This is a genomic window from Pseudovibrio sp. Ad5 (assembly GCF_001623095.1).
Taxonomy (GTDB): Bacteria; Pseudomonadota; Alphaproteobacteria; order Rhizobiales; family Stappiaceae; genus Pseudovibrio.
Map to the genome: position 1 here is coordinate 1 of NZ_LMCH01000018.1, position 14,380 is coordinate 14,380.

Genomic DNA, 14,380 nt, shown 5'->3' on the forward strand with positions numbered 1-14,380 from the left:
ATGTGCAATGTATCTTTGCCAATGTCGATGCCGACGGAAAGAAGTTCTGTGGTCATGGGACTGCTCCGGTTGAATAACAACAGGATCACTATAGAGCCTGCGCCTCGGGGGAGCAGGCGGTCCATCCCATTACCGGACCTTCGGACGTTTCCATCACGGGTTGAACAAGTTCATCCTAGCGGCTTTGGCAATCACTCTTATGAACGCGCAATTGTCACTTGATTGGTCTATACCCACCATGATTGATGGAGATATGAAGCACAGAACTGCAATTCAGCCTACGACTTATATTAGTCGCTATTCCTGCGTGAGGTCAGGCACAAAGATTTGCTTAAGAGGAACTAAAGCTCTGTATCGTGGAGCAAGATTCGCGTAGTTCTCAAACAAGATCGCTACGAGCTGTTCACCATTGATCAGCCGCAGCTTTGCTCGATTGCGCTCGAGCTCGACCGCACCACGAGCAAAAGAGCCTAGGTTTATGAATAGGCCATATTCTCCATCCCCAAGCGTCCCTAACAGTTGATCAACATCCGGCCTTGGGGTCTGGTTGGTTGTGCGCTTACATTGTACCTTTACAATAGGTGGCTGAAAGCCCAACGGGTCCATGTGGGCAATAACATCGACCCCGCCGTCACCTGATTTTGGCGTTACGCGGGCAGTATAACCCATGCATTCTAAAAGATGCGCAATGAACTCTTCGAACTGATGACCACTAAGCTCATTCATTAGCCGCTTTATTACAAAATCACTCGTGCTGGTCTCGGCCTGTATTGTAGCGGAAACAGTAGCGGTGTCGTCATCAGCAATATCATCTTGTGCATCCGCCTGAGCCGCTGCCGCGTCTGGCGTGGTTCCATCGCCCATGAGGTTTACTTTGCGTAGGAACTCGTTGGCGTGGCGACGCACCCTAAACATAGTCAGGAATGAACCGATTTCGTTTAGGGCAGTCTGGCTGAACTCGTCACGTGGAAAATGGCCTAACCATTCCACCTTTTGGTGTGTCGGGTATTCGTCATGATCATCGGATACGTAAACTGCCTTACCTCTAAAACGCCCGATGTTCACCATACGATCAAATTTGGACGGGTATACTACAATGTCGTCCGCTTTGATTTCATGCAAAAATTTATACATTGAACCTGCATCGACTGGAATAGCCCCGGTTTTCTTGTCTGGATAAGCTGCGACCAACGCCGTTTTGAAGGCTTCACGGCTAGCCCCTATTTTTGTTAAATCGCCCATAGCAGCCCAACCGATACCGACATAACCACCCTCAATAGGCCGGTCAGAGACATGTACACCCATGTGAACGCCCCAGACTGTGAGGTCACTTACCATTCTTCTTGCCCTTTGATTTCGCTTTGGCTTTTGCCACCTTGGTTTTAACGACTTTTGCAGCTTTAGCCTCCGCCTTGGCACGTGTTTGGTTCAGATCAAACAGTCGAGCCAGAATTTCATCCTCGGTCAACAAACCAGCACGCCAATCAGCGCCCCAACCATAAGCCTCTGCCACCGCCTCATCCAGTGCCTCATGCGCATGTTCTAACCATCTAGGACGTGCGTTGTAGAGATTGGTTAGGATGCGTTTCTTCAGCTCCTTGGCAGCAGCTTCATCTTTGGGCAGAATGCGGTCTGGATAACCGGGCACCACTTCCGGTATGCGATCCACCAGATCGTCCGGGTTAAGCCAGTTTTCACGGAGTTTATTCAAACTGGCAGCGGCAACGGCGATTTTAACTGCGCGCTGATCACCGGTATAATCTGCTGCGGGGATGTTTGGGGTCAAACCTTCTGGGAAAGGGAAGGTTTCGAACGTGGTGGAAGGGGTATAGCGAGGGTCGTTTCCCACACCAAGAAAAGTTCCCATACGCAACGACCATATCTCATGGAAACTAGAATGCAAAATGCCAAAGGAGGTATCGTCATCGCGGGCGATAGCTACGGTTGCGGAATCAGGATTTATTGAAGCGTCTACCCAGACAAATAAACGATGTTTTGATACTCTTGGCGAAATAATGTACTTGCTTAAACCAGATAGCCCAGCGCGTAAATCAATTCCTGTGCGACCCGGCCTCCACCAGTACGTACGACGCTTAGGGTCACGATTCTTGGCCCTTATTGGCTTGAGAACTTTACGGGCATATTCAAAAGGCGCTTCGAATAAGGAGGCTTCCCTCTCCTCAAAATCCATGAAATCAATAAGCCATCGGTCGGAAGGCCGTCTAGTCAAGTCCATACCGTTTCGCCAAGGTCGAATAATTTCAGCGTTAGATCTTCCATGTGGATTTCCTGACGCTGAAACCATTTCACGCGCGAGATCTCCTTGAACGTCAAGAGGGCCATCTTTCTGTCGACCAATAAAGCTTCTATTTCTGTTCTCTTCAAGTTCCAACGATTGGGTGATGTCAGTTTGCCCGCTGTGCGCCGTCAAGTCTGAATGAATTTTCTTTACGACAACCCCATCAAGTTTTGGCCTCGAACCGGCTGCGCAATCAAAACTAACAAGGGAAACTCTAACAGAAGCTCCATCAACGGTCCAAGTTTCATCGCTCCAAGCTTCGAAAATACGTCCGAGATCTACGATAGGCTTTAAAACGTCCCGGTTTACTCCTCCGCGAATAGAGTTTGTACATACGAAACCTGCTTTTTCTAGCTTCTGGGAGGACATCTGTTCCCACGCTTTTACAAACCAGTATGCGACAAGGTCTACTCCTCCTGGCGTACCCGCGTAAGCCTTTCGTAGAGTGAAGATGTATTCCTCACCAAGCTCAGAAATCATCTTCTTGTTGCCTAAAAACGGCGGATTCCCGATCACCACATCCGCCGTGGGCCATTCAGCCTTTGTGCCATCTGTGTTCAAAACTGCATCGCGGTTCTCTATCGTGTTGAGCGTCCTCAAAATTGGATTCTTAGCCGCTTCAAACCCGTTGCGGCGCATCCATTGGATTTCGCTAATCCAGACCGAAATACGCGCGAGCTCCGCTGCGTAACTGGATAGTTCAATCCCTAGCACACACTCTGGTCCTAACTGGGGAAAACTGCGTGGTAGGCCTAGAGCCTCCGCCTCCAGATTCACTCGTGTTCAATATTCTTCAGTTCCAGCAGGGAGATGTAGAGAAAGTTTCCCGACCCGCAGGCCGGATCGAGGGCACGAAATGCCTTGAGTCTTTCTAAAAAGCCTAGGTGCAGTTTCTCAGCCTTGCCCAGCGCACGAGTACGGGCTGCGAGTTCCTTACCACGTAGAAGCTTTTCCTTCGTTGCTTTTGGTGCCTTATCTATCAAATTCTCAATTTGAGCCTTTACTTCGGCCCATTCAGACAAAAGCGGTTCCACAATCACCGGCATGACGATCTGCATAATCTTGTCGCGATCAGTGTAGTGTGCGCCAAGTTGGCTGCGTTTGGCTGGATCTAACCCGCGTTCAAACAGTGTGCCCAGAATAGAAGGGTCAATATCAGACCAATCCAGTTTCGCTGCCGAAACTAGATCATCTAAATCATCGCGTTCCAGCGGCAAGACGTCATCACTGTCAAATAGCCCGCCGTTAAACCAGTCAACTTTTTCAAAGCCAACCAGTCCACCGGTCTTCATTGCCCCAAACAAGGATTTTGCATGAATGGCAAATGTATCAGGTTCGGGTAGAGCGGCTTTGATCATACGCTCAAACATCTTATTCGGCAGAAGGTCCACATCTTCTGCAAACATGCAAAACACAAGCGGTTGATGAAATGTGCGACCTCTTGGGGCGCATGGCCACGGCTACGCAGGCGTTGGGCCATGTCGGCAAACCTTTGGGCCGCCTCTTCAGTAACCAACTGCCGTGTCTTGGTTGGTTTCAGTTTCTCTGGATCAAGGAAAGCGTCACGTAATAGATCGCGATTTGCTGCGTCAGTTGGATCTTTTAGCTGGATCGTGTGGACAGTCTGGACAGTGTTAGTCCAGTTTGTGTGCAGCCGGATCACATTCATATCAGATACGATCAACAGCGGAGGGTTTTCCAGTGCGATAGCGTATTGCAATAACTGGTCAAATGCCTTGTCGAGGTTAGCACGCTTGCCTTTGTATTCCCAAGCAAAGCAATCCCTGCGCCAAACGTCAGCCCAGCCTTCGCCACCACTCGTCTTTGATGCACCTTTTTCGAAGGTAAACCAATCACCTTTAGGGTCTTCGGTAATTGGATCGTCAATTCCTAGGAGTTTACATAGGTCAATGAAATGTGATTGGGACGCTGTTCGCTCTTTAAGCTCAACATTGTTCCACTTTTTGATGAAATCAGCAGGCGTCATAGTTGTCCAATAGGCATTATACAATCAACTTTATAGGAACCTAGCTGGGATCGATCGATTTTTCTAGGCGAATGTACTGGGATGAGTTTGAAAAATATAAAGTAATGTCACAACAGTGCATCTGGAATAACTGAAAGCGCGATTCCACTAACCTTATAATTTTGCGACCAGTCATTTACTGAGATCAGCAAACCTGACAGATCTCCGCCTGATGTGGTGACTACAATTGATTTGTCAGAAGTTATAAGCTCACGCTTGGTAGACGTGCTCGAGTTCTGGATTAATGCCCGATACAGTCACTCAGCAACAAGCTAACCAAAATCGACTTATGGTTGAAGTTACGTACTAGCTAGACGTGGCTAGATATAAGTTGAATGGCAGCTCATGGTTAACTGGGAACTTCCCGATCATTGAGCCAATGTGGAATGCCCGTTTAAACCCTCCTAGAAGTGCTCCAATGTCCGGTTATTGTGCCAATTGTCTACACATGCCAGGATCTAAAGTCAGTTTTTCGCTGCCTACCAACCACATAATACCCTCACGACCAACTCACACAAACGCAAACCGGCTGATAGCCTCACGCTTTAGTTCCAGGCTGCCGCCCTCTCCGTATTTCGGCCTGTTATAGGCATGCCCCATCAGTTCCACCCGAAGCCTGTGATCAACGCCCGCTTCCAGCATGCTCTCCTCGAAAGAGTGGCGCAGTGAGTACGGAGTATGGCGTTCTGTTTCTTTCAGTTTGCGCTCAACCATTACCTTGTTGATCAAGGCACCCCAGCGATCCGCCTTCAGGTAGTAAGCCTGCACCCCGCCCATTGCCACAATCCGCTTTGCCGCATCAAGCGAGACGCCGACAAGCGGGACTTCTCGCTCTGACCATTTGGTCTTCAGCTTGCGCTTGATAGCCCCATCACTGTACTCCTCAACGCGGATGTGAGGAACTTCATGCTCAACAACAAAGTGCTCTAACTTCGCACCCAGCAACTCTGAAGGCCGAAGACCTGTGTTGATCAGGATCTTGAACACCAGCACGGCCTCCTCATTGGTCGCACCAAAGGCATCTGGAGCCAGCAGAACGGTCTTGATCCAATCGCGTGAGAATGACGGCCTGTGATCCTGCAAATCATTTTGTGCAAGTCTGAGCTGAAGAAACGGGTTGGCCAACTGCTCCCGCTTCAGATCTCGCCAGGTCGAAAAGATTTTGGAGAGATGCGTGAAATCCTTGTTCGCCGTGCTGGGCTTTTTACCCTCATCGACAACACGGTCCATCCACCACTCACGAAGCTTCAATCCGTCATCACGACTTAGCTCATGGACGTTTTTGTCACCTACAACGGTGATCAGGTTATTGATGGCCTTTTGTCTGGGGTTCTTCCATTTGCGGATTTGGTCGTCACTCTTTCCCAGGAGCAGATCTGGAGTGAGTTCCAGATACTCCTCATAGAGCCTGGACACCTTCAGGATCGGCTTATCCGCACCGCCTAACAATCCATCAGCAACAACAGAAACTGTTTTAGATTGCTCACCCTCAGGGATCACCTCAATACGATTGAGCAGGCCACCTAAAGGCTCTGCAACAACCTCCTCCAATGACAGGTAGGTATACCCCTGCACTTCTGCAAAATTGACTGCAGCTTCATAATGAACTTTTGCTCCCTCATGATCTTCTGCAAGCAAAGCCTCCCAGTACGCGACAAGCCTCTCCTCAATAATGAGAGACTTCTTTTGTGCTACATCAGCGCTTTCGGTTTTAAGGGAGAGCTGGATGCGTGAACGCGGATCGACAGACGCATATCTTTTAGGAACACGCTTCACAAAATAGTACATTCCACGACTGATCGTATGAGCCATATTCTACCCATCCTACATGCAGTGTTATGTAATTTGTTATGTAGAATGTTATGTAGCTCAGTCCGCCAGTGTCAAATCACTTTGCGCAACACGCTTTAACCTATTGATTAAGCGTATCTATTCGTATTTTCAAGAAAGGGAAGATGGCGGACACGGAGGGATTCGAACCCTCGAGACCCTTCCGGGCCTACTCCCTTAGCAGGGGAGCGCCTTCGACCACTCGGCCACGTGTCCTTGAGGTGGTTACTACCCACTAACTGACCGTAGTTCAAGGCCGTTTTGATCTTTTTTCAGTTTTTCCCCACGATCTATATTCGTAAGAGCTTGCAAGAACATGCAAGGAACGAAACGTGATTTGCAGGAAAATTCAAACAGAACCCAAACAATTCTGTTCTTGGTTTGGTCAAAAGAGCGGAGTTCCACTGCACTTAAGCGCGACCAACCAGCCAATTGACACAACCATAAGTCGGCTATAGCTCTGTTTTCTCGTATGATGTGTTTTCATAGGTGAGGAATGAAATTTAGAGCGATTGCTGCGGCTCTTGCATTTTTTACGATGCAGCCTGCCCTAGCCCAAACACCCGCTAAATCAGATTGCGGCGACTTCCTGCATATCGCAGAAGTCGAGCGCTTCAAGGATAGCGACACAAAATGGAAGTTTCGTTTCACGGTTGAGACTTCACTTCCAAAACTAACGCGAGCAATCGATGCGAGCATTTGGCAAAAACACTCCTTCGATAAATTCGCCTCTGGTTACAAATTAAGCCAGTATGCGAAGGTCCAACCCGGCGCGCCTCTGGAAGTGGTTCACAAAGACAATACGCAAGGCCAAGGCCATTTAGACGATATCGAATTTCGCGTGGATCTAAGAAGTGTGATTTATGAAGATGGCGCGCGTATAGACTGCAAGCGTAAATAGGCGCGAAGACCCAACGCGCTTGGTCGTTATTCCACGCCACATAGCTTTAGCATGCGCAGCCATATCAGCGGGTTTAGAGCCGACTGGCGACTAATCAATGATAGGAAGTTTGGTATTGCCTTATCAAGGCCCACCTCAGCGCCCCTCTGAGCTCTACGTAGGGTTTGCCATGGCTTGCGCCTTTGCAAAGTCTGCGAAGGATCTGAAGAGTGTTGGGAGCCATTACAAAAGCCTCATAGAAAGGCATGGTAGGCAAGACATTTGCCGTCAGATCTATAAAGATAGATTTGAGGAAATCAGGAAGGGAGGCAACGAAGTAGAGCGCAGCCAAATAGCCGCGCCCTAATAGGAACATTTTGGACGGGTTGCAGACCGTCCTAGTCGATTTCTCCAGTAGTCTCATACTGGATGAGAAGGTCAATGCAGTGCTTTGCCTTCTCCAGATCTTGGATGCCGTTTTTTCTCTAAAGCGGGTAACGTACTTCACTACCGTGTGCTGTAACGGGTCCAGATTGTTTTTCATCGAAAACTGAAAAGGTTGAATAGGCCGATATTTGTAATGGTCGCCGCCTATCTGCGTCTGAGATGCTTTAAGCTCATCTGAGCAAATCAAGCCAGTGCCTTCACCTTGATTTTCTTTTGTGGTCAAGTCTTTCATTGTACCATTTCCGGCCTAATAGTCAGTCGTCCGGTTTCACCGTGTAGCTTGTGATAAGTGATGACTTGCGCAGCACGCTTTGAGACATAGCCAGATGTGGCAGAGTGTGCATCAGCAGGTGCGAGCGTTTGGTGCTGCTCCACCTCCATCAAGGAATCTTCCTTGGCCTTAAGCTGGTCTTTATGGTGGAAGTGTCCAATGTGCGCATAGCTATGTTGCGTGCGACCGTAGATATCACGAAACTTTGCCGCCATAGTCTGTGCAACTTGGCTGACGCCACGCTTATGACCGTGATGGAAGAAAAGCGACGTGTTGCCAAACTCAAAGGCGTGATAGAGATCCGCTGTTGTATCTACGGCAACCCGTGGCTCATCCTCATAAAGGATTGCCAGGAATTCCCGCATCATGACTGAGCTGGACATGTCGTGATTCCCGGAAACCCAAATAAGGTGCAGCTCTTCGTGCTTTTGAAGCATCATCTCAACAATTCGCCGGACGATAGAGAGTGCACGTCGCACAAGCTTATGCCAGCGAGTATCTGCATCCAAAATGTGCCCACTTGTTGGAGTGGCAGGCAAAAGACCATCCCAATGCAGAAAATCGCCCAGCTGGGCTAATATAGCCGTCTTAGTATTCGGCGCCTGCTTGATTGCTGCACCAAACCAGCGAACAATTAAGTCCTCAGCTTTGGACATGTCCCAATCGGCAATGCGGGTTTCATCCGCATCTGCCAGCATGCCAAGATGATAATCAGTAAGGATATAGGTCGCGCACAAGTCCGCTTCGCCAACCTCAAGAGCCGCAACCGGCTGAGCTCGCGGTAGATCCTCGCGAAAGGCTTCGATTATCTCTCGTGCAACGAACTCAGGGCTCAGCTCTGTTTGGGAGTACTTCAGCCATGTCCGGCTTACGCTTCCATCTGGCTCCTTGGTTACAGTTGCACCTTTGATTTTGAGGTGCTTGGGAAGCTGCTCGCCCTCTCCTGTCTCCAAGGCATATTGATAGGAGCGCCCCTTTACATTGCCGTTACCATCCTCAGAGACGCGCACGGAACGAGTTTGCATTCCGGCAGGAGGTTTCCCCCCATCTTCGGAGTTTGCGTTCAGGCGGCGATGAAAGCGCCCGTAAGTGCAGTCTAAGCCCTGCTCTTTCAAAAGACGAAGGCCGGGGCGAATGCCACCGGCCTCGTTATATGCTGCAAAGATTTGCTCATCTGTTGCGCGTTGTTTGGAGGGCTCAGTCATTGCCCTGCTCCAATTCTTTAATCTGAAGCAATTTGATACGTGTTTCCAATCGCTTGTTGCGCGCATCTACCCACCTGCCATAAGCAAGTAGGATTGCACCGATCAGCACTGCCAGAAGCAAAGCGAATTGCAGGGCAGGCTCAAGGTAGGAACTCGCCCACCCTAAAAGCCCGTAAATACTAAGCGCGGCCGAAGATCCAATGTCACTTCTCGGCATTATGTAGGGTATCCTTCCAACTCAGCCTGAGCCGCCTTGTAAAGGCTTTGCCAGCCCTTCCTTTTAGCTTCGCAAATGGCAAGCGCCACACGGTGCCCGACAGCGTCTTGGCCTTTGTCCCCGGATAGTCCGGGGTCTGTACATTTCAAGGTTAAATCTGGAGATGGGTCCGGCAGATCAAAACTGGATTGCGCGCATCCGCCTAAGATAAGCAGGGTCAGAAGGACAGGCAGAAACGCCGCCTTTTTCAAGCTCAATTTCATAATCAGCGACCTGTTCTTGAAGAGTGCCGACCTGCACAATGCGCTCGCGAAGGTCAGCGTTGGTTTTCTGAGCGATGCGCTTTTGCGCCTGCGCTATGCGCTCTTGCCCAGCTATCTGCGCCTTTAGGTCTTTCACCTCTTCGCTTCGCTCATAATGAAGAGCAGAGAAGAACCAGACTGACACACAGAGAAACAGCACAGAAACAAGCATTGAGAGAGATTTAGGTATTCGTGCATCAAGCCTTGCGAAGAATGCAAGAACTGCACCAGTAAGCATCAGATAAGCCAGCAGTGTATGCAACCCAACGCCCATCAAGGAGAGGATAAAGCTCACGACTTAAGCCCCTCCATGCAAAGCTTGTATTCCGCCTGCCTGCGATTCACCAAACCTTGAACTTTGCGCCCCCCGGCTCGATTAAACCAAGTAGCAGCGGAGCAGGCCCCCGCGTAGTCACCAGCATCCAGCCTTCGACGAGCGGTAGATCTACAAAAGTTCCCTACACCAACGTTATAAGTTAACGACACGAAGGCTACATAGGTTCTGATAGGGATCTTGTCAGGGTGCTCTAGGCATCGCCTCATCCCTGCTTCATGGTGTTTAAGAGACGCAATAAGCATTTCGTCACATTGGACATTAGTGGCGGTATCGCCCATTTTCACGCCTCTGGTTTCGCCATAGCAAATGGTTGGCTTGCCGATGATGTCGCGATAAGTACTCGTGCGTAATCCCTCCCAGGCGCCGACAAAGGCGACAATGAGAGCGATCACCCAGCCAGCAAGCCGGGTCTTGGGAGATTTCATTTGCATTCACCCATTAAAAAACCCGCTCCAGCAGGATGCTGTGCGGGACATTAAAGCTAAAGATGTATTGAGTGAGCCCAACTCGGGCCAAACACCACTAACAAAGGCGGAAGAAATAGCGTCATTTACTACGTCGCCGCCGCAAAAAAAGCAGGGCGTTTAACCTTGCCCTGCTTTCAATTCTCACATGACGCGAATAATCACCGCACTGTTAGGCGAGAGTTTACGGCGCTGAGCGCTAAACCTTTAAACGCTTATCCGTGATTATTTTTCTCGATGATATACATACGTGTTTTCTTGAGATAGCTTTTCCAGAATTCGAAATTCATATGGACATAATCATTTTCTCTTTTGTTAAATTTCGATTTTGTCACAAGCCGTGTATTTAGTGTTGTTTCGGGCTGTGTAAGGCATTTAATCCCACGTAAAGTGCAAAATTCTTCCGCCTTTTCAAAAAAGTATTTTTTTGCAAACAAAGGTGCTCTTACGTAGGAAGAAAAATTAGGTGCCGGATCGCACATTAAAATACACTTATCGATTGCAATTTGAGGGAAAAGCTCCAACGGTTGATTGTAGATATTGCCAGGAATATGGATCAAAAAATCGTTGACAGGAAACATGCAATCTAGCACAGCTGAAGACAAAGGCTGGGAGCCAATGAAAAATCTTCGAGGCTGAATCCAGTGACCAACAAATACGATATGATCGTATTGCGCCAAATCAAAATAATCAGTTGGGCTTCGCCCATTTCCACCTACTGTTGTGCCATTTTGTTCATATCGACCACCTTTTCTGGCCCAAGCCAAATTGCCCGGCCCAGCCGTTATGTAGAAATCATTTTCAAATTCTTCAAAAGTTTGTAATATCGGAGTCCGAGCGTTTCCGAGATGAGATCCACCACACCAAAGTATCTTTGTCATTTTCCAAAAGCTTCTAATAGTTCTTCTTCACACTGGATATCTTCATCCTTCAACAGCTCATCCGCTTTGGACTGAGAAGCACTAACAACGGCTGGCGCTTCGATTGCAGGATGCTCTGAGAAAAAATGTTTCATGACGTATTCTACAGTTTCCGCTCGCACACTTCTTAGGTTTTCTTCAAACGCAGTTGAATGTAGCCTTGGGTTGGTAACGATGTCATAAGACGGGAAATAATCAATATGATCATTATCTGTAGATAGTTGCCCAGCAACTGCCCGAAGAACTGCTTTCGAGTAGTTTGTAGCAACCAACACGTGATTATCACTCGCTGTTGCCGTCAAAGGAACTGGGGAGACAGTCAGAATAACATTGAACGGTCGCCCATCGCGAATTTCATTTAATTCTGTTTGGAAATCATTGAACGCCCCAAGTACTTGACCATAACTTTCATTTTGAAAAACATAGTCTTCATCACTAAAAACGCCAGCAATCGTTCCCGGGGCAGTCGGGTATATAGTTTTAGTAGGTTCGTGCATCCACAATTCTGTTAAGCCCAAGGTGAAAATAAACAAATCCATTTCCTTAAAGAGCTTTTCAACCATTTTAATGTGGTGTCTACGATGGATTGAAACCTCCTCCGGTGAATCTAGACCATCGGGTTCGACAGCAGGTCGAAAAGCATCATAAAACTTTCCGTCTTTTTCCCATATAAAATGCTCTGGACTGAACTTTCCTGAAACTTCACGTGCGAGTTGAAGCAACTGGCGAGTGGTGTAGATATTGCCGTAGCGAGCACTGTAAGTTGAAAAACCGAAACGTTTATGACTATTCTCGGGCAAACCTGGCGGGGCTTTCTCCACGTCTAACACCGAATATCCATGCTTCTTGAGATGCCTTGAGATATGTTGCGCAAAACAAGAACCTGCTGCGGCAATTCTGGTTTTTCCAGAAATATCAAACTTTTTCTTATAAATAGCATCAATGCGGTACGGGTTTTGGCTGACAACGCCGCTTTTCCAAAATGCACTTGGCGGCTTGGCTTGATAAGGATTACGCATAAGTAGGTTTTCTCTAAGACTTAATTGTGTTGTTTTATCGGTTACCGATCTCCTCTATATATACTCCCTTATCATATCTCAATGGTAAGTTGTGTAGTGTGGAGGGCTATCAAAACACTAAAGAAGTACTCTGGTCATCATACTTCTTTAGTGCACAATATTGACTTTTCCAGTTCGCCCTCAGGACAGTGAGTAGTCACTCCAAAGCGGATAAGCGCATTTCTATCTCTACGAACTTAGCATCGATAAAAGTAGTTAGTGCGTCGATGATAAAGCTATGCAATTCGATGTAGCGAATGCCATAAAGTTCCCCTGCTTCTCTAGCAGGCTCAAGAAGAACTTTCCCCGCTTCCCTGATTAACGCCCCTTTTGTTTCAGATCTAACAAGCTTGCCTTCATTATCATATTTGGCGGGGATGATTTCATATTCTTCCTCCCACACGTCCCAAACTTCTGGGCTTGCTTCCCACTTATCATAGCAAAAAAAACTGTATCTGTTGGGGGCAAGGCCGTACTTTTGCATTATGGCAGCAACGCTCTGCGCCCCAGCTCCAAAGTGCCAACGCGCACCATCTTCGGTCTTCTGCTCAATCGCATCCAAAAACTGAAACTTGCGTATGTCACGAGCGATTTCTAAAGCCGCTGCCCGTTCATCTTCGCGTATTGCTGCTTGCTCCGGTTTAATGACCTCCAAAAACTGTTTTTTCGTTTCATCAGAGGTGTTAATTGCCGCAGTTGCCGAAAAGACCGTATCCCACCTATGAGATGGCCGACCACAAGAATGCACGTTGTCATTGGCAGGACGGACATACCCGTAGGAGATATAACCAGCAGGATCGACCCGCCCTCCCAGCGAACTATCCCCGGCGTAAAATAAAACATTATTCTGAAAACTTGAATTGTCTGAAGTAGTCAGAACAAGAGCGGCGCTATTAACCAAGCCGGATACATGCTGAAAACGGATGTCCGTGTCGTTTACAGCAATTTTCCCGCCACTGTCAGAAGCATGCTCTTCTGTATTTAGTTTTTCTGCATCGTAAAATAGAAACTGACCATTTGTCCGAAAAGTTGCCATTGCCGGCAATTCTTTGGTATTGGTAGGGTCAAACAATACCGAAAAATCATTCCGAGAAGAGAGCCCGCCACCTACAGAACGCAAAACATTGGGCTTATCGTATGAATTTACATCAATCGCAAATTCTTCGTCATCATCGTTGCCAGCAGTCACATAGGCGTGCACGTAGTGGTGAGCTAGAGCAGTGCCCCGCGAATACACAGTCGTAGGATCAAATTCCGCACTTGCTGGTGCATCGGTCGGAGCCCAATAAGATAAATGAGATGGGTAATTACCCTTATCGTCCGATGGGTTGATATAAACAAAATTTTCACCACGCCATGAGACTACATCGCCCCCAGTTGCAAATGTATATCTTGAAGCAGTTATCAGTTTATCTTGATGAAACGTAAACCCTTCTGCCTCATGAAGGATCGGTAAATAGCCACCATAACCGCGCTGTAATGTATCCAGGCTTTCTGCGCGAATGCCCGAAGAAACAATAGAGCGAACAAACGCCCCCTCTAACGTGTAGACATAGACTATCGTCTTACCGACAATCCGCGCCCCGGAAACAGTGACATAGACGTATTTCCCATCCGACGTGATCGCCGACTCGGAATAAGCCGTGTCCTGTTCTGGAGCCAGTCTGATCGCAAACTTAGCGTATGGGTCAATAGTTGAGGGATCTGCGGCCGCTTCAATGGTATTACGATTATGAACTGTAACCGTTAAAGTTGTTACCTCTCTATCACCAAGGGTAATTTTAGTATTGGTCACCTCCCTTTGCACGAAAAGGAGGAACTTGCCATCAACACTAAGTCCGAAATTACCATTAGATACACCCCGTAAATTCCGGAAAAACTCGGCCCCAATGGGCTCTAAAGCCGTGGTCGAGCCATGCCAAGGTAAGCGTACGTACCCAATAGCTTCCGCATCTGGGTCCACGGAGTCCTTAGGCGCTGAGCAATGCCCATATAACGTAAGCGTCCGGCGAACCCGACCTGACGATTCTAGCTTTGCTGCTCTATCGTACGTGTAGTTTTATCTGCATGGACTTTGATGATGATAGAAAGCCAAGGACGGCGCTGGAGTGACGATGAGAAGCG

The 14,380-nt window shown here is 48.1% G+C and carries 14 protein-coding genes and 1 tRNA gene; 1 reads left to right on the forward strand and 14 read right to left on the reverse strand.

Translation table 11 applies throughout. The features are described from left to right. Positions 1 to 297 precede the first annotated feature (297 nt). The 6 genes from PsAD5_RS11390 to PsAD5_RS11405 all read right to left on the reverse strand — a co-directional run bounded on the left by PsAD5_RS11390 (position 298) and on the right by PsAD5_RS11405 (position 6,371). The gene (locus tag PsAD5_RS11390) at positions 298 to 1,305 is read right to left on the reverse strand and encodes a restriction endonuclease (RefSeq protein WP_193776980.1); all 1,008 of its coding nucleotides are present in this window, start codon (positions 1,303 to 1,305) and stop codon (positions 298 to 300) included. Positions 1,306 to 1,327: 22 nt separating this feature from the next. After that, a complete protein-coding gene (locus PsAD5_RS28480) occupies positions 1,328 to 3,013 on the reverse strand; it encodes a class I SAM-dependent DNA methyltransferase (RefSeq protein WP_206599636.1) in 1,686 nt (561 codons plus the stop codon). Between the two features lie 59 nt (positions 3,014 to 3,072). Then, on the reverse strand, positions 3,073 to 3,705 hold the full coding sequence (locus PsAD5_RS28485) for a DNA methyltransferase (RefSeq protein ID WP_342585852.1): 633 nt from the start codon (positions 3,703 to 3,705) through the stop codon (positions 3,073 to 3,075). Beyond that, complete coding sequence (locus tag PsAD5_RS28490; RefSeq protein ID WP_206599725.1) at positions 3,654 to 4,286, reverse strand: type IIL restriction-modification enzyme MmeI; 633 nt, start codon at positions 4,284 to 4,286, stop codon at positions 3,654 to 3,656. Before PsAD5_RS28490 ends, PsAD5_RS28485 begins: the two co-directional genes overlap by 52 nt. 549 nt (positions 4,287 to 4,835) lie before the next feature. Beyond that, positions 4,836 to 6,137, reverse strand: coding sequence for a tyrosine-type recombinase/integrase (locus PsAD5_RS11400; protein WP_084404502.1), 1,302 nt, complete (start codon positions 6,135 to 6,137; stop codon positions 4,836 to 4,838). Positions 6,138 to 6,281: 144 nt separating this feature from the next. Further along, a tRNA-Ser gene (locus tag PsAD5_RS11405) sits at positions 6,282 to 6,371 on the reverse strand. Between the two features lie 280 nt (positions 6,372 to 6,651). On the opposite strand from PsAD5_RS11405, the gene PsAD5_RS11410 reads away from it, so the two are divergent. Further along, positions 6,652 to 7,056: a hypothetical protein gene (locus PsAD5_RS11410; protein WP_063292194.1), complete on the forward strand. Its 405-nt coding sequence runs from the start codon at positions 6,652 to 6,654 to the stop codon at positions 7,054 to 7,056. Positions 7,057 to 7,150: 94 nt separating this feature from the next. Here PsAD5_RS11410 and PsAD5_RS28135 read toward each other — a convergent pair whose 3' ends face one another. The 8 genes from PsAD5_RS28135 to PsAD5_RS11455 form a co-directional block, all read right to left on the reverse strand. After that, complete coding sequence (locus PsAD5_RS28135) at positions 7,151 to 7,714, reverse strand: hypothetical protein (RefSeq protein WP_206599726.1); 564 nt, start codon at positions 7,712 to 7,714, stop codon at positions 7,151 to 7,153. Next, on the reverse strand, positions 7,711 to 8,958 hold the full coding sequence (locus PsAD5_RS11425) for a hypothetical protein (protein ID WP_063292196.1): 1,248 nt from the start codon (positions 8,956 to 8,958) through the stop codon (positions 7,711 to 7,713). The genes PsAD5_RS28135 and PsAD5_RS11425 overlap by 4 nt, the downstream gene beginning before the upstream one ends. Continuing rightward, positions 8,951 to 9,175 carry a hypothetical protein gene (locus PsAD5_RS11430; protein ID WP_063292197.1) on the reverse strand — a complete coding sequence of 75 codons (225 nt, stop codon included), beginning with the start codon at positions 9,173 to 9,175 and terminating at the stop codon, positions 8,951 to 8,953. The genes PsAD5_RS11425 and PsAD5_RS11430 overlap by 8 nt, the downstream gene beginning before the upstream one ends. Before the next feature lie 177 nt (positions 9,176 to 9,352). Beyond that, positions 9,353 to 9,772 carry a hypothetical protein gene (locus tag PsAD5_RS11435; RefSeq protein WP_063292198.1) on the reverse strand — a complete coding sequence of 140 codons (420 nt, stop codon included), beginning with the start codon at positions 9,770 to 9,772 and terminating at the stop codon, positions 9,353 to 9,355. Further along, the gene (locus tag PsAD5_RS11440) at positions 9,769 to 10,239 is read right to left on the reverse strand and encodes a lysozyme (protein ID WP_206599727.1); all 471 of its coding nucleotides are present in this window, start codon (positions 10,237 to 10,239) and stop codon (positions 9,769 to 9,771) included. The genes PsAD5_RS11435 and PsAD5_RS11440 overlap by 4 nt, the downstream gene beginning before the upstream one ends. A 254-nt stretch (positions 10,240 to 10,493) precedes the next feature. Next, positions 10,494 to 11,159, reverse strand: a complete 666-nt coding sequence (locus PsAD5_RS11445; RefSeq protein WP_063292199.1) for a hypothetical protein — start codon at positions 11,157 to 11,159, stop codon at positions 10,494 to 10,496. Continuing rightward, complete coding sequence (locus PsAD5_RS11450; protein ID WP_063292200.1) at positions 11,156 to 12,217, reverse strand: GSCFA domain-containing protein; 1,062 nt, start codon at positions 12,215 to 12,217, stop codon at positions 11,156 to 11,158. The genes PsAD5_RS11445 and PsAD5_RS11450 overlap by 4 nt, the downstream gene beginning before the upstream one ends. A gap of 196 nt (positions 12,218 to 12,413) precedes the next feature. After that, on the reverse strand, positions 12,414 to 14,051 hold the full coding sequence (locus PsAD5_RS11455; protein WP_153041369.1) for a hypothetical protein: 1,638 nt from the start codon (positions 14,049 to 14,051) through the stop codon (positions 12,414 to 12,416). Positions 14,052 to 14,380 lie beyond the last annotated feature (329 nt).